The 19112-nt window shown below is 73.1% G+C and carries 16 protein-coding genes; 5 read left to right on the forward strand and 11 right to left on the reverse strand.

What is annotated here, in order from left to right:
• Window positions 1–63: 63 nt before the first annotated feature.
• On the reverse strand, window positions 64–492 hold the full coding sequence (locus tag CFRA_RS02440) for a hypothetical protein (RefSeq protein ID WP_075663304.1): 429 nt from the start codon (window positions 490–492) through the stop codon (window positions 64–66).
• Window positions 493–547: 55 nt separating this feature from the next.
• Here CFRA_RS02440 and CFRA_RS02445 point away from each other — a divergent pair, with 55 nt between their 5' ends.
• The 3 genes from CFRA_RS02445 to CFRA_RS02455 all read left to right on the forward strand — a co-directional run bounded on the left by CFRA_RS02445 (window position 548) and on the right by CFRA_RS02455 (window position 5232).
• Window positions 548–1333, forward strand: coding sequence for a hypothetical protein (locus CFRA_RS02445; protein ID WP_211272334.1), 786 nt, complete (start codon window positions 548–550; stop codon window positions 1331–1333).
• Between the two features lie 163 nt (window positions 1334–1496).
• On the forward strand, window positions 1497–3137 hold the full coding sequence (locus CFRA_RS11815) for a DNA polymerase Y family protein (RefSeq protein WP_425429717.1): 1641 nt from the start codon (window positions 1497–1499) through the stop codon (window positions 3135–3137).
• 478 nt (window positions 3138–3615) lie between these two features.
• The gene (locus CFRA_RS02455) at window positions 3616–5232 is read left to right on the forward strand and encodes an inorganic phosphate transporter (RefSeq protein WP_075663307.1); all 1617 of its coding nucleotides are present in this window, start codon (window positions 3616–3618) and stop codon (window positions 5230–5232) included.
• 183 nt (window positions 5233–5415) lie between these two features.
• Here the strand turns inward: CFRA_RS02455 and CFRA_RS02460 are convergent, their stop codons facing one another.
• Window positions 5416–5976: an AMIN-like domain-containing (lipo)protein gene (locus CFRA_RS02460; RefSeq protein ID WP_075663308.1), complete on the reverse strand. Its 561-nt coding sequence runs from the start codon at window positions 5974–5976 to the stop codon at window positions 5416–5418.
• 58 nt (window positions 5977–6034) lie between these two features.
• On the opposite strand from CFRA_RS02460, the gene CFRA_RS02465 reads away from it, so the two are divergent.
• On the forward strand, window positions 6035–6946 hold the full coding sequence (locus CFRA_RS02465; protein WP_075663309.1) for a sucrase ferredoxin: 912 nt from the start codon (window positions 6035–6037) through the stop codon (window positions 6944–6946).
• 117 nt (window positions 6947–7063) lie between these two features.
• Here CFRA_RS02465 and CFRA_RS02470 read toward each other — a convergent pair whose 3' ends face one another.
• From CFRA_RS02470 to CFRA_RS02510, 9 genes are all read right to left on the reverse strand, one after another.
• Window positions 7064–7837 carry an HAD hydrolase family protein gene (locus CFRA_RS02470; RefSeq protein ID WP_211272335.1) on the reverse strand — a complete coding sequence of 258 codons (774 nt, stop codon included), beginning with the start codon at window positions 7835–7837 and terminating at the stop codon, window positions 7064–7066.
• A gap of 247 nt (window positions 7838–8084) precedes the next feature.
• Window positions 8085–8762 (reverse strand): methionine ABC transporter permease, encoded by a 678-nt coding sequence (locus CFRA_RS02475; protein WP_075663311.1) that lies wholly within the window; start codon window positions 8760–8762, stop codon window positions 8085–8087.
• Window positions 8759–9838 (reverse strand): methionine ABC transporter ATP-binding protein, encoded by a 1080-nt coding sequence (locus tag CFRA_RS02480; RefSeq protein WP_075663312.1) that lies wholly within the window; start codon window positions 9836–9838, stop codon window positions 8759–8761. Before CFRA_RS02480 ends, CFRA_RS02475 begins: the two co-directional genes overlap by 4 nt.
• A 73-nt stretch (window positions 9839–9911) precedes the next feature.
• Window positions 9912–10811 carry a MetQ/NlpA family ABC transporter substrate-binding protein gene (locus CFRA_RS02485; RefSeq protein ID WP_075663313.1) on the reverse strand — a complete coding sequence of 300 codons (900 nt, stop codon included), beginning with the start codon at window positions 10809–10811 and terminating at the stop codon, window positions 9912–9914.
• Between the two features lie 580 nt (window positions 10812–11391).
• Window positions 11392–11928, reverse strand: a complete 537-nt coding sequence (locus CFRA_RS02490) for a hypothetical protein (protein ID WP_075663314.1) — start codon at window positions 11926–11928, stop codon at window positions 11392–11394.
• 54 nt (window positions 11929–11982) lie between these two features.
• Window positions 11983–12711, reverse strand: coding sequence for a hypothetical protein (locus CFRA_RS02495; protein WP_075663315.1), 729 nt, complete (start codon window positions 12709–12711; stop codon window positions 11983–11985).
• A gap of 110 nt (window positions 12712–12821) precedes the next feature.
• Window positions 12822–13574, reverse strand: coding sequence for a hypothetical protein (locus tag CFRA_RS11545; RefSeq protein WP_075663316.1), 753 nt, complete (start codon window positions 13572–13574; stop codon window positions 12822–12824).
• A 262-nt stretch (window positions 13575–13836) separates the two neighbouring features.
• Window positions 13837–14589 (reverse strand): hypothetical protein, encoded by a 753-nt coding sequence (locus tag CFRA_RS02505; RefSeq protein WP_075663317.1) that lies wholly within the window; start codon window positions 14587–14589, stop codon window positions 13837–13839.
• A gap of 69 nt (window positions 14590–14658) precedes the next feature.
• Window positions 14659–15477: a hypothetical protein gene (locus tag CFRA_RS02510; RefSeq protein ID WP_156887943.1), complete on the reverse strand. Its 819-nt coding sequence runs from the start codon at window positions 15475–15477 to the stop codon at window positions 14659–14661.
• 126 nt (window positions 15478–15603) lie between these two features.
• Here CFRA_RS02510 and CFRA_RS02515 point away from each other — a divergent pair, with 126 nt between their 5' ends.
• On the forward strand, window positions 15604–18768 hold the full coding sequence (locus tag CFRA_RS02515; protein ID WP_075663319.1) for an error-prone DNA polymerase: 3165 nt from the start codon (window positions 15604–15606) through the stop codon (window positions 18766–18768).
• Window positions 18769–19112 lie beyond the last annotated feature (344 nt).

Raw genomic sequence — 19112 nt, forward strand, 5'->3', positions numbered from 1 at the left:
CGCAAACCCCCGTTCAGGTGAGGTGCGCGTGCTTGACGACGCCCCGCCCGCGCGCCGTGGGCGCTACTCCTCCGGGTCGGCGAAGGCGAGCGCGCGGGTGCCGTCGACGTGCGGGAAGACCCAGAACATCCAGCCGAAGACGACGAGGAAGGCCACCAGCGTCACCCAGGTGGCCGCCGGGGCGAGCAGCGGGGCGAGCATGAGCGCGAGCCAGACCAGAAACAGCGGCAGCACCTGGCCCAGGCGCGGGCGGGCCTCGATGCCGCGCTTGTCCAGGAAGGCGCGCATCTCGCGGCGGTAGGGGTGTGAGAAGGTCAGCAGGCAGCCGGCGGCGACGGCGACGATCATCACGGCGACCTGCGCCCCACGGGGCAGCGGGGTGGTCAGCACGGCGACGGCGAGACCGAACAGCGCCGAGGTGCCCAGGCGCACCACCGGCGGGGTGGGGATCGGGGTCTGGTGTGCGTGCATGCTGCCGTATGCCGTGGTCATGGGGCCTCACGCTACCAGTTGACGCTCGGGCGGCGGGCGGGGGATAATCGCGGACGTGGATAGAACAGGCGTTCGTGGCGGGGAGCTGGCGGGGCTCGACCGTGCCGGCACCATCGCGGTGCTGCGCGAGAAGGTCGCCGCGCTCTCCGGCGGTGCGGGGGCGGGCGGCGGTGGCTCGACCGCCGACGCCGCGGTGGTCGATGCGGCGCACGTGCTCGGCCTCGGCGCGCGCCTGGACGCCGCCCTGCCGCTGACCCGCGGCGCGGTCACCGAGCTCGACGGGTGCGCCGCGCTGGTCGCCGAGGCGCTCGCCCGGGCGACCGCGGCGGGCTTGAGCGTCGGGGTCGTCGGCTGGCCGGAGCTCTCCTTCGCCGGGGTCGCCGAGGCCGGCGGGGAGCTTGACCGCGTGGTGGCCGTGCCGCGGGCCGGGGCGGAGCCGGCGGCGGTGGCCGGCGTGCTCGTCGACGGCCTGGACCTGGTGGTCTGGCGCGGTGCGGGCGAGCTCACCCCGCGTGCGGCGCGCCCGCTTCTGGCCCGGCTGCGCGGCGGCACGGCGGCGCTGCTGGCCGTTGGGGTGCGCGTGCCCTCGCCGCTGGCGCGGGTGAGCGCGCGCGTGACCGGCTTCGACGGGCTGGGCCGCGGCGCCGGGCGCATCCGGGTGCTCGAGATCGGCGTGCGGACCCTGGTGCGCGGGGCGGCGCCGCGGTCGACGGTGCTGCGCCTGGGGGCTCCGGGCCCGCTTGCCGACGCCGCGCGCGACGCCGGCGCGGGTGCCGAGGGCGCGGTCGACGACGCTGTCGGAGGGGTGCGGCGTTCCGCCGGGCGGCTGCGCGCGGTCTGAGTCCGGTCCTGACCGGCAGCGCTGGCGCACAGGTGTTCGATAGACGATAATCGGCCCCGTGACGGCGAATGCGGAGAGTGCGGAGCGGAGGCACGGGGACGCGCGCGGGGCGGCGGTCCCGCAGGCCCCGCGCGTCATCGCGCTGTGGTTCCCCGACTGGCCCGTGCAGGCCGCGGGGCTCACCGCCCCGGCCGCCGTCGTCGCCGAGCACCGCGTTCTCGCCTGCGGCACCGCCGCGCGGGCCGCCGGGGTCCGCCGCGGCATGCGGCTGCGCGCGGCCCAGGCGCTGTGCCCGGAGCTCGACGTCGCCGAGGCCGACGCCGACCGCGACGCGCGCGCCTTCGAGCCGGTGGCCGCGGGGCTCGACGAGGTCGCCGCCAGCGTCGAGGTGTTGCGCCCGGGCCTGGCGGTGGTCTCCGCGGGCGGGCCGGCGCGCTTCTTCGGCGGCGAGGACGCCGCGGTGGAGCGGCTGCTCGACGCCGCCGCCCGCCGGGGCGTGGACTGCCTGGCCGGGGTCGCCGACGAGCTGTCCACGGCGGTGCTCGCCGCCCGGCACGGCCGGGTCGTCGCCCCGGGCGCCTCCCGGGAGTTCCTGACCCCGCTGCCGCTCGCCGAGCTCGTCGCCGAGGTCGCCCTGGGCTGCGACGGGGAGACCGCGGCCACGCTGGTCGGCCTCGGGGTGCGCACGGCCGGGGAGCTGGCCGCCCTGCCCGGCCCGGCCGTGGTCACCCGGTTCGGCGCGGCCGGGGCGCGGCTGCGCGAGGTGGCCACGGCCGCCGGTGAGCGCCTGGTCGCCCCGCAGGCCGGGCGCCCGGACCTGGCGGTCGCCCTCGAGCCGTCGGAGCCGGTGGTGCGCGTCGACGCCGCGGCCTTCGCCGCCCGCCAGCTGGCCGCACGCCTGCACGCGCGCCTCGCCGAGGCCGGGGTGGCGTGCAACCGGCTGCGGGTGACCGCGGACTTCGCCGGCGGCGAGCGGCTGACGCGCGTGTGGCGCACCCGCGAGCCGCTGACCGAGTCCGCCACGGCCGACCGGGTGCGCTGGCAGCTCGACGGCTGGCTGACCGCCCGCGCCCTCGACGCCGCCCCGGGCCACCCCCGCGCCCCGCGGCCCGGTGCGGCGGGTGACGCCGATGCTGCCCCACGGCCTTCCCGTCCCTCCCGTCCCGCCGGTGCAGTCCATCCGGTCTCCGCGGCAGATCCGGCGCAGGCTGACGAGGGGCAGGACGCCTTCCCCGACCCCGACGACGGGCTGGTCGCGCTGACCCTCGACCCGGTCGAGGTCGCCGAGCCCGAGACCGTCGCCGCCCTGTGGGGCCGGCGCACCGGGGGAGAGGCCGCCCGCCGCGCCGTCGAGCGTGTCGTCTCCACCCTCGGGGCCGACGCCGTGCTCCAGCCACGCCTGATCGGCGGCCGCGGGGTGGCCGAGCGCGTCGAGCTCGTGCCCTACGGCGAGGCCCGCGAGGCGCCGCCCGAGGGCTCGTGGCCCGGCCGCATCCCGGGACCGCTGCCCGCGCGCCTCGGCGCGGGGCCGAACCACCCCGCCAGCCGGGTCACGCTCGTCGACGCCTCCGGGCGCCGCGTCGCCGTCACCGCCGAGGCCGAGCTCAGCGCCGCCCCCGCCGGGCTGGCCTGGGGCGGGCGCCGCTTCCGGGTCACCGGCTGGGCCGGCCCCTGGCCCGTCGACCGTCCCGAGCCGGTCGCCCGGCTCCAGGTCGCCGGCGAGGACGGCGAAGACGGCGCGGCCTACGCCTGGCTGCTCATCTGGCGCGCGGGCCGCTGGGCCATCGAGGCGCTCTACACCTAGGCCGCATGCCCGCGGCCGGGTCGTTTCTGCTGGGTCCCGTATTCACTTGCCCCTGCGCGCACCCCGCCCACGCGCGCCTCCACAGTCGGGCTCGCCCGCCGCACCAGCGCGCACACGGGTGAGGACTACATGGTCGCTCAGCTGGTCGGCCGGGCTCACCCGCACCTGCGTGCACACGTGCATGCGCGTATCCCATAAATTCCACGTTTGCGCTGTACCCCGCGCCCGCGCCACCACGCGCGCACGCCGCGCGGAACCGCCGACGGGGACCGACGGGACGTCGGCAAGCGCCACGAAGAATTAACGCGCACGCAACCCTGGCGTCGCCCTGGGGCGTCCCTGTGGACACGCTGGCCGACCAACCTGGGGGTGCGGCCCCGTGCGGACCGTCGAACCTGCACGCACATGGAGGCGGTGCCACCGGCGACGGCGGCCCGCCTCCCTCAGAGAAACCGGAGAGAGACAAGGGAACCGGGCCATGACTGCATCACCAACGACTCAGACGAAAAAGGGCGGTGAATCGCTCGCGTCCCAGGCCAACGACTGGGGCTGGCACCTGACCTTCGGCGCCATCTTCGCGGTCACCATCATCATCTTCACGCTGTGGTCTTTCGACTTCGTCGGCGACGGCGCCAGCCGCATCGTCCTGATCACCGCCATCGCCTTCGCCATGTTCATGGCGTTCAACATCGGCGGCAACGACGTGGCCAACTCCTTCGGCACCTCCGTCGGCGCCGGCACGCTCTCACTGAAGCAGGCGCTCGTCGTCGCCGCGATCTTCGAGGTCAGCGGCGCCGTGCTCGCCGGCGGCGAGGTCACCGACACCGTGCGGTCCGGCATCGTCGACCTCGACGCCATCCAGGGCCTGGACGCCTCGGAGTTCCTCTACATCATGATGGCCGCCCTGCTCGGCGCCGCCATCTGGCTGCTCGTGGCCACCCGCCTCGGCTGGCCCGTGTCCACCACGCACTCCATCGTCGGCGGCATCGTCGGCGCCGCCCTGACCGTCGGCTTCATCACCGGCAAGGGCGGCTGGTCGATGGTCCAGTGGAGCGAGATCGGCACCATCGCCATCTCCTGGGTGCTCTCCCCGGTGCTCGGCGGCGTGGTCGCCTGGGTGCTCTTCCGCAGCATCAAGAACTCGATCCTCGTCTACAACGAGCGCGCCGACTCCCGCCTGCGCGACATCAAGGTCGAGCGCGCCGAGCTGAAGACCCGCCACAAGAACGCCTTCGAGCGCCTCAGCGAGATCCAGCAGATCTCCTACACCAACGCGATGGTCCGCGACTCGACGACCTACTCCGACCCGGACCACGACCCCGAGGAGCTCGAGTCCGACTACTACCGCGAGCTCGACCGCATCGACCGCGAGGCCGACGACGTCGACGCCCACCACGCCCTCGAGGTGTGGGTGCCGCTGCTGGCGGCCGGCGGCTCGGTCATCATCTCCGCGATGATGCTGTTCAAGGGCCTGAAGAACCTGAACCTGTCCCTGTCGAACTTCGGCAACTTCCTCATCATGGGCATGATCGCCGCCGTGGTGTGGATGGCCGTGTTCATCTTCGCGCGCTCCCTGAAGCGCCAGGACCTGTCGCGCTCGACGTTCCTGCTGTTCAGCTGGATGCAGGTCTTCACCGCCTCGGCCTTCGCCTTCTCGCACGGCTCCAACGACATCGCCAACGCGATCGGGCCGTTCATCGCCGTGCTCGACGTGCTCAAGACCAACGAGATCTCCTCCGAGTCCTCGGTGCCGCTGGCCGTCATGGTCGCGATGGGCATCGCCCTGATCGCCGGCCTGTGGTTCGTCGGCCGCTACGTCATCAAGACCGTCGGCAGCGGGTTGACCGAGATGCACCCGGCCAGCGGCTTCTCCGCGGAGCTGTCCGCGGCCGCCGTGGTCATGACGTCCTCGCTGCTGGGTCTGCCGGTCTCCTCGACCCACATCCTCATCGGCGCGGTGCTCGGCGTGGGCATCGTCAACAAGGCCGCGAACTGGAACCTGATGAAGCCGATCGCCGCCGCCTGGGTGGTCACCCTGCCGGCGTCCGCGGTCGTCGCGGCCGTCACGGTCTCCATTCTGCGCGTCGTGTTCTGACCTTCAATTGACGACGCTGCGCGTCACGCACCGCGGTCCCGCACCGCGCGGCGTGGCGCGTTTCGCGTTGTCGGGGACCGCGCCAAGCGTGCTCGTACGCGCGCCTGCTGTGCCGGGTGCGCGCGGGTGCGCCCACGGCGGACGTGCGGAGCGCAGCCGTCGGCAATCGCGGCGTCAGCCGCGCTAACCGCGCACGAGGTCGATGACCAGCCGCGTCGGCCCGTCGATGACCTGCACGGAGTAGGGCACCTCGCGCTCGAGGCCGACGACGAACTGCGAGCGCCCCTCCAGCGTGCCCACCGGCACGACCTCGGTGAGCACCCCGTCCTCCTGGGCGGTCACCCGCGTCAGGTGCGGGTCGTCGACACCGACCTCGAAGGGGTAGGCGGTGCCGTCGATGTTGACGTTGAGCGCCACCGAGCCCCGGTAGGTGACGGTCGCCCCGGAGGCCTGGCTGGCGGGGGTCTCGTCGTAGTCGACGTACCAGCCGGGGCGGCCCTCGCCGGCGAGGTCGAAGACGACGCGGTCGAAGGTGTCGTGGTGGCCGGTGCGCACGTCGGTGACCGCCAGTCCCGCCGGGGCCTCGGGACGCTCGGTCTTCATCGCCGGGTTCGCGTCACCCAGCGGCGTCAGCCCGGTGGCCGGGGCCTGGGACGCGCCCGAGCAGCCTGCGCACGCGGCGGAGAGTGCGAGCGCGCACAGCAGCCCCGCGACGCGGGCCGGGTGTGCGGGCGGGCGGGTCATGGCTAACACGGTAGCGGCCGGGGGTGGATCGTGCGCAGTGCAGGCTAGGCTCAGTCGCATGGAACCGTTGACGCGCTGCTCGGAGGTGCGGGTCGAGGCGCTGCCCGGCACCGCCAAGTCCATGACGACCTGCCTCGCCCTCGAGTACCCGGAGCACTGGAGCCGCGACGTCCTCGACGGCGACACCTTCGGCGGGGAGCTGACGGGGCGGCTGAAGCGCCACCTGAAGGCGTCCGGCGCGGGCCTGCAGCTGATCCGCAGGGTCGGGCGCGCCGGGCACGGCGGCCGCGCCTCGGACGGCAGCGACTCGTTCCACCTGTACCTCTTCTTCACCGCCGAGGGGGTGACCGAGCTGCTCAAGGTTCCCGGCCCGGAGGCGATCCTGGACCTCGACCTCTCGGGTCCGGGCCGCAACGACGCGATGCGCATCGAGCACCCGGTGCTGCTGGTGTGCACGCACTCGAGGCGCGACGCGTGCTGCGCGATCAAGGGCCGCCCGCTGGCGCGCGAGCTCGACGCGTCGCAGCCGCGCGAGTGGGTCTGGGAGTCCTCGCACACGAAGGGGCACCGTTTCGCCCCGTCGATGCTGCTCTTCCCGTGGGGCTACTCCTTCGGCAGGCTCAACGCGCCGGCCGCCGGGTCGCTGATGGCGGCCGCCGGGCGTGGCGAGCTCTTCCTGCCCGGCAACCGCGGGCGCGGCTGCCTCGACGGGCCCGGCCAGGTCGCCGAGCTCGCCGTCGCCGCCGCGCTTGCCGACGCCCCGTCGCCCGTCCCCGCAGGTTCCCTCACCGTCGCCGTGCCGGACGTGTCGGGCGCGTCCGGCGACGCGGTGCGCGAGGTCGCGGCGCCGGACGGGCGGCGCTGGCGCGTGGTGCTCGGGAAGGTCGCCTACGACGGTGTGGTCTCCTCCTGCGGCGACGAGCCGAAGCGCGGCAAGGGCTGGCGCGCCCTCGCCGTCGAACCTCTCTGAGCCCGACCCGCGCTGACCGCGTCGGGGCACCGGTCGCCCCGCGTTGCGCCTGCACCGTTCCGGGCCCGCCCACTTCCGGCGGCGGCTGCCCCGCACCGGCCCCGCGGCAGCCTCAGGTCAGCCCTGGGCGAGCACCGCGTCGATGAACTCGGCGACGGAGCCGGTCACCGTCCCGCAGACCTCCTTGACCTCCGCGGGGGAGTAGTCGAAGCAGGCGGCGTGGTCGGCGCGGCGGTGCATGCCGATGTCGTTCCACGAGTCGCCGACGGTGTAGACCACCGGGTCGATGTCCAGGTGCGCGATGAGCCGGTCGATGCCCACGCCCTTGCCGGTGCCGGCGGGCATCACGTCGAGGAAGTCCTGGTTGCGCACCGCGGAGGCGCCGGGGAAGCGGCCCACCCACTTCTCGATGCGCCCCATCCGCCCCGGGTCGCCGGGCACCCAGATCGGCGCGCCGACGAACTCGTGTTTCGGGATGTCGGCGACGTCGAGGCGTTCGTTGTCGACGAGGATCGAGGTCGTCGCCTCGCCGACCCCGTTGTGCAGGATGAGGTCGCGGGTGTCCAGGGTGGTCGCGTAGAGGTTGACGCCCTCGGTGCCGCCGAACTCGTCGGCCAGGGCGGTGACCACCGCGGTGTCGAGCGGGTCGGACTCGATGACCCGGTAGTCGGCGTCGGTGATCACGCAGCCGGTGTTGAGCACGTGGTAGTCGAACTCCAGGCCCGTGCCGCCGAGGGCGAAGCGGGCGGCGGCGATGGACTTGCCCGTGGCGGTCACCGCGAGGTTGCCCGCGGCGCGCCAGCGGGCGATCGCGTCGGCGTCGGCGGGCCGGATGCCGTCGGCGAAGAGGATGGTGCCGTCGAGGTCGAATGCCATGAGTCTGCGCGTCACGCCCCAAGATTACCGACGCCGCGCGCCGACGCGGCCGGGCGTCGGCATGGTCGTCGGTGGCCCCCTCCGTGGGGGGAAGTCGTAACCACCTTCTGGAAGAGAGTCTCCCGCGACGCATGGCGAAGCCCCGGCTCGTCGGGGACGGAACCGGGGCTTCACTTCGGTGCACAAAGCGGAGGCCGCGCCGGGGTGTGCGGCCCACGCAACGTGGGCTGCGCCCGCCGGGTGTGGTGCCGCGCGGGGCGGGTCAGCGGCGCATGATCTTCTTCGACAGCCAGTTGCCGAAGAACTGCGCGGCCTGCACGATCACGACGATCACCAGGACGGCGACGTACATGGCCTCCGGGTCGAAGGCGCGGTAGCCGTAGACGATGGCGAAGTCACCGAGGCCGCCGCCGCCGATGTAGCCGACCATCGCCGACATGTCGACGATCGCGATGAAGATGAAGGTGTAGCCGAGCACCAGGGGCCCGAGGGCCTCGGGGATGATCACGGTGCGGATGATCCGCCAGGGGCTCGCGCCCATCGCGCGCGCCGCCTCGATCATGCCCGGGTCGATGGAGACCAGGTTCTGCTCGACGATGCGCGCCACGGTGAACGTCGCCGCGATGACCATCACGAAGATGCCCGCGTTGCGTCCCACGGAGGTGCCCATCACCGTCAGCGTCAGCGGCTGCAGGGCCACGATCAGGATGATGAACGGGATCGGGCGCACGAAGTTCACCAGGACGTTGAGCAGCGTGTACACCGGCGCGTTGCGCAGGATGCCGCCCGGCCGGGTGGTGTAGAGCAGCACGCCGACGACCAGGCCCAGGATGCCGGCGGCGACCAGGGTGATCGCCACCATGACCAGGGTGTCCCAGATGGCCTCGAGGAAGGTGTCGCCGATGCGGTCCCAGTCGGCGGCCAGCACGGTGGTGGTCATCGCGTGATCTCCTCAATCGTCGTCGTGTGGCGGAGGCGGTCGTAGAAGGTCTGGACGACCTCCTCGTCGCCGGACAGCCGCACGGTCATGCGGCCGAAGCTGTGCTTCTGCAGGGTGGTCACCCCACCGTGGACGATGGCGATCGAGGCGCCCGCGTCGCGGGCCTCGGCGGCCGCGGCGAAGAAGCCGGACTCCTCGGTCAGGTCGATGGTGAACAGCCGGCCCTCGTGGGCGAGCAGGTCCTCGGCCTCGACGTTGTCCGGGGTGTTGCGCAGGCTCGTGGCGACGAAGCGCGCCGCCACGTCCGTCTTCGGGTCGGAGAAGACCTCGTAGACGGTGCCGTACTCGACCACGCGGCCGGCCTCCATGACGGCGACCTTGTCCGCGATCGAGCGCACGACCTCCATCTCGTGCGTGATCACCACGATGGTGATGCCGAGCTTGCGGTTGACCTCGCGCAGCAGGTCGAGGACGCCCTGCGTGGTGTCGGGGTCGAGCGCGCTGGTGGCCTCGTCGGCCAGCAGCAGCGACGGGTCGGTGGCCAGCGCGCGGGCGATGCCGACGCGCTGCTTCTGACCGCCGGAGAGCTGGTCCGGGTAGTTGTCGCCGCGGTCGGCGAGCCCCACGAAGTCGAGCAGCTCGGCGACGCGCCGGCGGCGCTCCTCCTTGTCCACGCCCGCCAGCTCCAGGGGGTAGGCGATGTTGCCGGCCGCGGTGCGGGAGTTGAACAGGTTGAACTGCTGGAAGATCATGCCGATGTGCCGGCGGATGCCGCGCAGGTCGCGCTCCTTGAGCGGCACCACGTCGGTGCCGTCGACGAGGAGCTCGCCGGAGGTCGCGGTGTCCAGGCCGTTGATCAGGCGGACGAGGGTGGACTTGCCGGCGCCGGAGTAGCCGATGACGCCGAGGATCTCGCCCGGCTCGACGGTCAGGCTCACGGAGTCGACGGCCGTGACGTCGGCGTGGCCCCTCTTGCCCGGGAAGACCTTGGAGATCTCCCGGAGCTCGAGTCGGGTGCCCTGGCGGTCGACGCCGCCCGCGGCGTCGGAGGCGCCCGCGGCGCCGGAACCGCCCACGGCGTGCGACGCGGCGTCGCCAATTGTGGCGGGGTTGTGTTGGTTTTCGGTCACGATCGGTGCAGCCTACCTGCTACTTGTTGTCGGCGTTCTTCTGATCCTCGACCAGGCGGTCCAGGATCTCCTGCAGCTCATCGGCGGGGCGGTCGACGGAGACCGAGGTGCCCTTGGAGTCGCGGTCGTTGGCGGCCTGGACCTCGTCGGAGTGCCAGATCTCGACCAGCTTGGCGATGCGCTCGTCGTCCTTGTTGGCGGCCTTGGTCACGAAGACGTTGATGTAGGGCTCGGCCTCCGGCTTGCTCGGGTCGTCGGCGTAGATCGAGGAGTTCGGGTCGATGCCGGCGCGCTCGAGGAAGGAGTTGTTGATGATGGCGGGCTTGCCCTCGCCGTAGACGGCGGAGGACTGCGCGGCGTCGACCGGGGTCACGGAGACCTTGCTGGCGGCGGTGTCGATGTCGCTCGGGGCCGGGTCGAGCAGCGACTCGCCCTTGAGCTCGACGAGGCCGGCCTGCTTGAGCACGTTGATCGCGCGGCCCTGGTTGGTCGAGTCGTTCGGGATGGCGACGGACTGGCCCTCGATGCCGTCGAGGGAGTCGTGGTCCTTCCAGAACAGCGCCAGCGGGATGACCTCGGTGGAGCCGACCGGGGTCAGGTCCGCGTCGGAGCCGGCGTTGTAGGCGGCGAGGAACTTCAGGTGCTGGAAGAGGTTGACGTCCAGCTGGCCCTGGTCGAGGGCGTCGTTCGGGGTGTTGTAGTCGGAGAAGTCGACGATGTCGAGCTCGATGCCCTCCTCCTTGGCCTTGTCCTCGAAGACCTGCCACGCCTCCTTCTGCGAGTCGGTGGTGCCGATGCGGATCGGGGCGTTCTCGTCGATGGCGCCGTCCTGGGCGTCGTCGTAGGCCCCGCAGGCGGTGAGGGCGCCGACGGAGATGATCGCGGCGGTGCCGGCGGCGATGGTGCGGCGGATGGACATGGGGTGCTCCCTGGTGGTTCGTCGTGCCCCGCCCAATTTCCGACGTCCCGTCACGTGCGCCCTGCGCGTCCGTGCGCCGTGTGCCGTGCGTGGTGCGCGGCGTGCGGTACGCGGTGCGCGTGAGGTGTGCACGTGCAGCTCGTCTCGAAAAATGAACGAAGCGGTTCATTATTTCGGGGGTTACCCTAGCACTGCGCGTACCGCTCGGTCTAGCCGCTGTCGTGTGCGCAGGTCAGCGGGCTGGTCACGCGGGAGCGTTCCTGAGGGGGTGAATTGCGCACGTAGGAAGATCGTCTGCGGGCGGTGGGGTGCCGACCGGTGCCCGCCGTGGGCGCCTGCGGGCGGTGGGGTGCCGACCGGTGCCCGCCGTGGGCGCCTGCGGGCGGTGAGGTTCTGTCCTGTGCTCGCCGTGGGCGGTGGGGCAAGCGTCTGTCGAGGCTGCCTCCGTGGGCGCCTGTGGGTGGTGGAACGCGCGTCCGGTGCTTGCCGTGGGTGCCGCGGGGAAGGGCGTCTGCTGTAGTCCGCCTCTGTGGGCGGCGGGGTGCCCCGGTGCCCTTCGTGGTGCGCCGACGCTGTTGGCTCAGTCGCAGACCGGGAGCTGGTCGCGCAGCTCCTGGGGCATGCCGTCGGCGTCGGCGATCTCGGGCTCGTAGCACTGCTGGGCGAGCCCCATCTTGATCCGTCCGAGGTTCTCGTACTCGTGCCAGGTGCCGTCCCAGCGCAGCACGCGGAAGTCGTCGGTGCCGGGCTTGGCCACCTGAGCCCACACCCCGTCGCAGTAGGCCGCGATGGTCAGCTCTGGCAGGCCGGCCTCCGTCGCGGGGGAGATGCACGAGCCCGCGGTGGGGGCGGCCTCCTCCTGCTCCGCCTGTTCTGTCTGCTCGGTCTCGTCGGTTTCAGGGGTGGTACTGCTCGTGGTGGGGGAGGCGGTCCCCGAGGTGCTCTCCGTGGTGCTCGGGGGCGCGGAGGTGGTCTCGGTGGTCGTCGAGGCCGACGTGCTCGCCGGCGCCAGGTCGGGTTCGGCCGGGTCGCGGTCGTCGCCGGAGCAGCCGGCGGCCAGCGGGATCAGGGCGAGCATGCCGGCGGCGATGGCGGTCAGAGTGCGTGAGCGGTGCATGTGGGGTCCTTCTCGGCGTGTTCTACGAGGTGGCCTGGGCGGTCTCGTCGGTCGTCATCCGTTGTGCGCCCAGACCTCCACCTTGCGGCCGTCGTCGTGGCCGCAGGCGGTGTGCAGCCCGGACTCCTGCGCCCAGGCCGCCGTCCGGTTGGCGCACTGCCAACCGTCGAAACTCCGGATGTTGGCGTTGCCGTAGTTCCCGGCCGGCAGCGTGCGGTAGGTCGTCAGGAGCTTCCGTCCGTCGGCGCAGGTCATGCCGAGCACGTGCAGATCGACCGGCGGGTCCTGATCCTGGTACCACTCGCCCTCCTCCGCCACGGGCTGGAGGATGCCGCAGTTCTGCGGGCCGTCGGCGATGGCGGGTGTCGTCTCCGCGTCGGGGTCCTCGCCTGCGTCGCCTGCGTCGCCTGCGTCGGCGGTGTCGGTCTCTGTTGCGGTGGTCTCCTCCGCGGTGGTCTCCCCGGTGCTCGGCTGCGCCGTGCTCGACGGGTCCTCCGGGCCGGCCTGCGGAGTCGCCGTCGTCAGGCTGCCGGTCGCCTCCGGGAGTGCGGGGCCCTCGCCCTCGGGCGCCCCGGAGCAGGCGGCCAGGCCGACGCAGGCCACCGCCGCGAGCGCCGTGAGCAGGGCAGTGCGGCCGGCGCGCGGCGCGTGGTCGCGGGTGCCGACGGTCCCCGCGCGCTCGATCGCGTGGTGGTTCGGGCCGTGTGCGGGACCCCGGTCGGCGGGGCATCTGGGGCCCTGCGCTGTAGCGTGCGAGGTGCCGGGGGAGGTGCGACGGTTCAAGGTGGTCTCCGGATCTTCGTCGGGGTCTGCGGTTGAGATTACGGGGGAACGCCGTTCAGGCGCTGGTCGAGCGCTGCTCAGGCCGTGGTCGGGCCGTGGTCGGGCGCAGGTCAGTTGCAGGTCAGCAGCTTCGCGCGCAGGCCCTCCGGGACTCCGTCCGCGGCCGCGATCGCCGGGTCGTAGCAGGTGAAGCCCGTCTCGGTCTGGCCGTGGCCCTCGTAGAGCCGCCATCCGTCCGCCCAGTGGAGCGCGACGATGATGTCGGTGTTCGGCGGCCCGGCCAGCGCCCAGTCGCCGTCGCAGTAGAGGAACGTCGCCGGCCCGGTGAAACCACTCTGCGCCAGCGCGGCCCCGGTGCACCGCGCGGCTGCTGCGTCCGCGCCGTCCGCGGTGCCCCCGGTGCCCGGAGCGGGCTCTGCTGCTGCGCGGGACCCGTTACCGGAGCTCGCTCCGGAGTCGGTGTCGGAGTTGGCGCCGGGACCGGCGTCTGACGCCGCATCGGATTCTGCGGTGGTCGTGCGATCCTGCCGTGCTGTCTTCCCCGCGGACTTCGCCAGCGTCGGGGCCGGGGCGCCTCCACTCCGCGAGGCGTCCACTCCGCGCTTCGTCACGCTCCCGTTCCCGGCGTTCGCCTGGGCGGCCGCACCGTCATCGTCATCCCCGGTGGCGGCGGCCTCGTCGATCTCCGCGGCGACCGGCTGCGTGGCGAGTCGCGGCTCGGAGGCGTCGGCGGCCTCGGGCGTGGAGCAGCCGGTCAGTCCCGCCGCGAGGAGAACGGCCGCGGTCGCGGTGACGGCCAGACGCGCGACCGACTCCGTGGCCGGCGAGCCGATCCGTGGGGTGTGGTTACGTGGGCCGAACATGGGGAGCGCCTCCGTGGGGATCAACGTGGGTGTCAACCGAATTGCTTATGTCAGCAATTTTATGGCCCGCACATCGGCGATATCACCGTGAACAGGGAGTGCTCCCCATCTCACCGCGCCGCTCAAGGTTCGGCTGGGGCCGCGGATGTCGTCGGTCCGGCGGGGCGCCCGGCGATGAGGGGTCGGCGGGCGCCCCGCCGGAGTTGTCCTGCGTCGGACAGCGCCGGCCGCGACATGGTCGGCTCGCCACTCCGCGGGCCGGTCAGTCGCCGGGGTGCTCGGCCAGGGTGACGTCGGCCTCGACGTGGCGGTCGGGGCCGACGATGGCGAAGGTGCGCCCGTCGCTGGCGCACTCCAGCCGGGTGGCGTCCGGGCGCTGGCAGGTCACCGTCGGGGTCTTCAGGCGCTCGCCGGGGCGCAGCTCGCCGCCGGCGGGCGGTACGCCCTCGAAGACGCCCCACGAGAAGCCGGCGTCGTCGAGGGTCTCCTCCGCACCGGAGGTGGCGAACGCGCCCGGCCGTCCGGTGAACGGCAGGTAGCCCATGTCCTCCAGGTCCGGGGCCGAGTCGTCCGGCGTCGCGGTGCAGTACGTGCCGCGGTCGTCGCTGAAGGTGCAGGTCACCTTGGCGTCTGCGCCGACGTCCGTGGCGAAGATGCCGATCTCGTCCGCCGCACCGCCCGGGGCGGCGAAGCGCTCCGGGGCGACGTCGACGAACTCGGCGCCGCTCCGGTCGGTGTCCTGTTCATCGGACGGCTCCGGGGAAGCGCCCGGCGACTCCGCCGAATCCGTCGCCGCCGTGGTCTGGTTGCCGGTCCGGCCGGTGCTCGCCTCGGCGGCGGACAAGGTGGGCGCCTCGTCGGGGCCCGGAGCCTGTGTGCAGGCGCTGAGGGCCATCGTCCCCACAGCCATCCCGGCGAGGACCGCAGCGAGAACGGCGCCCGCGGCGCGGACCCGGTGCGTGCCGCGGGTGTCAGCGGCGCCGGTGGCGGCCTCTCGGGTGGGGGAGTGCTTCATCGGTTCCTCCTTCATCGTCGATGCCGGCGGTCAGCTCCGGCGCGCGGTGCGTGTGAGCGGCCCGCCGGGTCAGCAGGGGTCGGAGAAGTCGGCGTCGTCGTTGAGCGTGCGCGCGTTGCCCCCGCGCGCCGCCTTGTCCGCGCACAGCGCCGCCTCGTCGAAGCCGTGGTCGTAGTAGATCGGGTAGACCGTCGCGCCGTCGTGGGAGGCGCGCAGCGAGGAGCACTGCCCGGGCTCGGTCGCCTGCGCCCCCGGATGCCGCGCGAGCCCCTCGTTGACCATGGTCTGCGGGTTGATCCCATGTTCGACCTGCACGGACTCGACGATGAGGATCCCGCGCCCGTCGCACTCCGGCAGGCTCAGACCTGCCACAGAGGTCAGGGTCGGCGTGGTGCCCGTGCTGCGGGAGCCGCCCGAGCTCGGCTGCTCATCGCACTTCTGGAGCTTCGCCTGCAGCTCCGCCGGCATCCCGTCGGCCGCCAGCCGCGCGGAGTTGTAGCAGGCCTGCTGCAGCCCCCACGTCGTGGTGCCGTCACGCTCGTACTCGACCCACGTGCCGTTCTCCCAGTGCAGCAGCTGCAGGCTGTCGGTCCGCGGCACGCCGACGCGGTTCCACTCCCCGTCGCAGAACTGCGAGTCCGTGAACTCCTCGAAGCCCGCCGCCGCCACCGTCGCCGGATCGCAGCGCTGCTCGGTCGACATCTCCGTGGTCCGCTCCGACGCCTTCCGGGTCGTTGCCCCGGCGTCCTGTGCCGCCGAACCGGACTCCGAGACCTCTGTGAGCACCGGTGCGTCCCCGGCACCCTCGTCGCCGCCCCCGGAGCAGCCGGCCAGGGCCGCCGTCAGGCCCGCCGCACACAACGCCGCCGACACCGCACGCAGTCGCATCGCACACTTCCTTCCTCACGGACTTCCCGGATAGCAATCGCGTCAGAGTCTACGGCCCGCCGCGCCCGCCCACCGGCATAACGGGGAACCGTCCCCACCTGTTCGAACAGGTGTACCATCACCGCCATGAGGTTCAACGGCGGTGAGACGCTCAGCTGGTCACGCATCGAGCGCATCCTCTCCGGCCGCCCGGGCCCCACCCCGGTGCCCGCCAACCACCTCGCCGCGACGGACGCGCCCACGGCGCGGGGCGGGACGTCGTCAATTGAGGTGCCCTTCGCCGAGCTGCACGCGGTGAGCTCCTACAGTTTCCTCGGCGGCGCCTCGGAACCCGAGGAGCTCGTCGAACGGGCCGTCGAACTGGGGCTTTCCGCGCTCGGCATCCTCGACCGCGACGGCTTCTACGGGGTCGCCGCCTTCGCCGAGGCCGCCGCCGAGGCCGGGCTGCCCACCGTCTTCGGCGCCGAACTCAGCCTCGACGCCGGCGTGCTGCCCGTCATCTGCCGCGGGCCCGAGGGCTACCGGCGGCTGTCTCACCTGATCGCCGACGCGCACATGGCCACCGGCGAGAAGGGTGCGGTGGCCTACCCGGGCCTCACCGCGATCGCCGAACACCTGGGCGGGCACTGCCTCGTGCTCGCCGACCACACCTGGGCGCCGCGCCTCGGCGAGCTGACCGCGGCCTTCGGTGCGCACGTCGTTCTCGAGTACCCCGCCACGATGCTGCCCGAGGACGCCGACAACCAGGAGATTATCGACGCCGCGCGGCGCGCCGTGGGCGCGCACGGGCACCGTCTGCGCGCCGTGGTCAGCACCCGGCCCGCCGCGGCGCGGCGCAGCGCCAGCAGGCTGGCGGCGGCCAAGCGCGCGCTCGCCCGGCGTCAGGCCGTCGGCGCGGCCGAGCCCGAGCTGCACCCCATGGGCGCGCCGTGGCTGCGCGGCGGTGCGCAGGTCGCGCGGATGCTGCCCGGGCGGCCCGAACTTATCGCGCAGACCGTCGCGATCGCCGAGGAGTGCGCCTTCACCCTGGACCTGGTCGCGCCCCGGCTGCCGGACTTCCCCGCGCCCGAGGGCCACGACGAGCTCAGCTGGCTGACGGAGCTGACCTGGCGGCGCGGGCGGGAGCGCTACGCCTCGCGGCCGGAGGGGGTGCGCGAGCGGGCGCGGGCGCAGATCCGCCACGAGCTGGCGGTGATCGGCAAGCTGGGTTTCCCGGGCTACTTCCTCATCGTCGACGACATCGTGGGGTTCTGCCGGCGCGCCGGGATCCTGTGCCAGGGGCGCGGCTCGGCGGCGAACTCGGCGGTGTGCTTCGCGCTGGGCATCACCAACGCCGAGCCGATCAGCGCTGGACTGCTCTTCGAGCGGTTCCTCTCCCCGGAGCGCGACGGGCCGCCCGACATCGACCTGGACATCGAGTCGACGCGGCGCGAGGAGGTCATCCAGTACGTCTACGGCCGCTACGGGCGTGAGCGGGCGGCGCTGGTGGCCAACGTGATCACCTACCGGCGCAAGGGGGCGCTGCGCGACGCCGCGCGGGCTCTGGGGTATCCGCAGGGCGCGGCCGACGGCTGGTCGAAGGGGATCTCCGAGCCGCCCGCGGACGTCGCCGAGCTGGCCGGGCAGTTCCGCGGGCAGCCGCGGCATTTGGGCATCCACTCCGGCGGCATGGTCATCTGCGACCGCCCGATCGCCGACGTGGTGCCCGTGGAGTGGGCGCGCATGGCGGACCGCTCCGTGCTGCAGTGGGACAAGGACGCCTGCGCGGCCGCCGGGCTGGTCAAGTTCGACCTGCTGGGCCTCGGCATGCTCGAGGCGTTGCACCACATGATCGACCTGGTCGCCGGCTCCACCGGGGAGACGGTGCGGCTGTGGGACCTCGACCTCTCCGAGGCCGGCGTCTACGAGATGCTCGCGCGCGGGGACGCGGTCGGCGTGTTCCAGGTGGAGTCGCGCGCGCAGTTGGCCACCCTGCCGCGGCTGAAGCCGCGCTGCTTCTTCGACCTGGTCGTCGAGGTGGCGCTGATCCGGCCCGGGCCGATCCAGGGTGGGTCGGTGCACCCCTATCTGCGCCGCCGCGACGGGCGCGAGGCGGTGGTCTTTGAGCACCCGGTGCTGGAGAAGTCGCTGGGCAAGACGCTGGGCATCCCGCTGTTCCAGGAGCAGCTGATGCAGATCGCGGTGGACGCGGCGGGCTTCACCGGCGGCGAGGCCGACCAGCTGCGCCGGGCGATGGGCTCGAAGCGCTCGCCGGCGAAGATGGCGGCGCTGCACGCCCGGTTCATCGCCGGGTGTGCGGAGACGTGCGGGCTGCCGGAGCAGGTGGCCGAGCAGTTGTGGACGAAGATCGTGGCGTTCGCCGCCTACGGTTTCCCGGAGTCGCACTCGCAGTCGTTCGCCTCGCTGGTGTTCTTCTCGGCGTGGTTCAAGCTGCACCACCCGGCGGAGTTCTGCGCGGGGCTGCTGCGCGCGCAGCCGATGGGGTTCTACTCGCCGCAGTCGTTGATTTCCGACGCCCGTCGCCACGGCGTGCGCATCCTGCCCGTGGACGTCTCCGCCAGCGCGGTCGAGGCGACGGTGCCGGAGCCGGGCGTGATCCGGCTGGGGCTGAACCTGATGCGCGGGCTGGGGGAGAAGGCTGCCGAGCGTGTGGTCGCCGCCCGTGACGCGCGGGCGTTCACCGGGGTCGCCGACCTGGCGCGCCGGGCGGACCTGAGCGTGCCGCAGACGGAGGCGCTGGCGAAGGCCGGGGCCCTGGGCTGCTTCGGCGTCGACCGTCGCCAGGCGGTGTGGGCGGCCGGGGTGGCGGCCACGGAGAAGGAGGGCATGCTGCCCGGTCTGAGCGCGGTGGAGGCTCCGGCGCTGCCCGGCATGAGCACCTTCGACCTGGTGGCCGCGGACATCGCGGCGACCGGGGTGACCCACGGCATGCAGCCGGTGGCGTTGCTGCGTTCGAGGTTGGCGTCGGCGGGCATCGTCGCGGCGTCGGACCTCGGTGCGATTGACGACGGCACCCGCGTGCGCGTGGCCGGCGTGGTCACGCACCGTCAGCGTCCGCAGACGGCGGCGGGGGTGACGTTCCTCGGGATGGAGGACGAGACGGGGCTGATGAACGTGATGGTCTCGCCGGGGTTGTGGAACCGGCAGAAGGTGCTCGCGCGCACGGCGCGGGCGCTGGTGGTGCGCGGCATCGTGCAGAACGCCTCGGGCGCGGTGACCCTCGTCGCCGACCGGCTCGAGGAGCTCGCGGTGGGCGAGGCCCTGAGCGCCGGCTCCCGCGACTTCCGCTAACTCTGCGGTTCTCTCCGGAAGCGGCCGCGAATGGCGCCCCGCTCTGCGCTAGTCCATGGCTGGTCAGCGGGCGTTCCGCTTCCATGTTTCTGCATTCGGGCATTCCGAATCCCCCGGCCGGTGCGCCGGGTTCTGTGGTTCGAAGGCGGTGACCGGCGTGATCCGTCTGCCGTGACGTGGATAAGCGGGAGCGGAGAGGGCTGGTCGGGGTACTCCGGCGGCTGCGTCCGGGGCATTCCCCGTGAGGGCACGCCGAATCGCCCGGCCGGTGCGCCGGGTTTTGTGGTTCGAAGGCGGTGACCGGCGTGATCCGTCTGCCGTGACGTGGATAAGCGGGAGCGGAG

Origin of the sequence: Corynebacterium frankenforstense DSM 45800 (genome assembly GCF_001941485.1) — a bacterium.
Lineage (GTDB): Bacteria > Actinomycetota > Actinomycetes > Mycobacteriales > Mycobacteriaceae > Corynebacterium > Corynebacterium frankenforstense.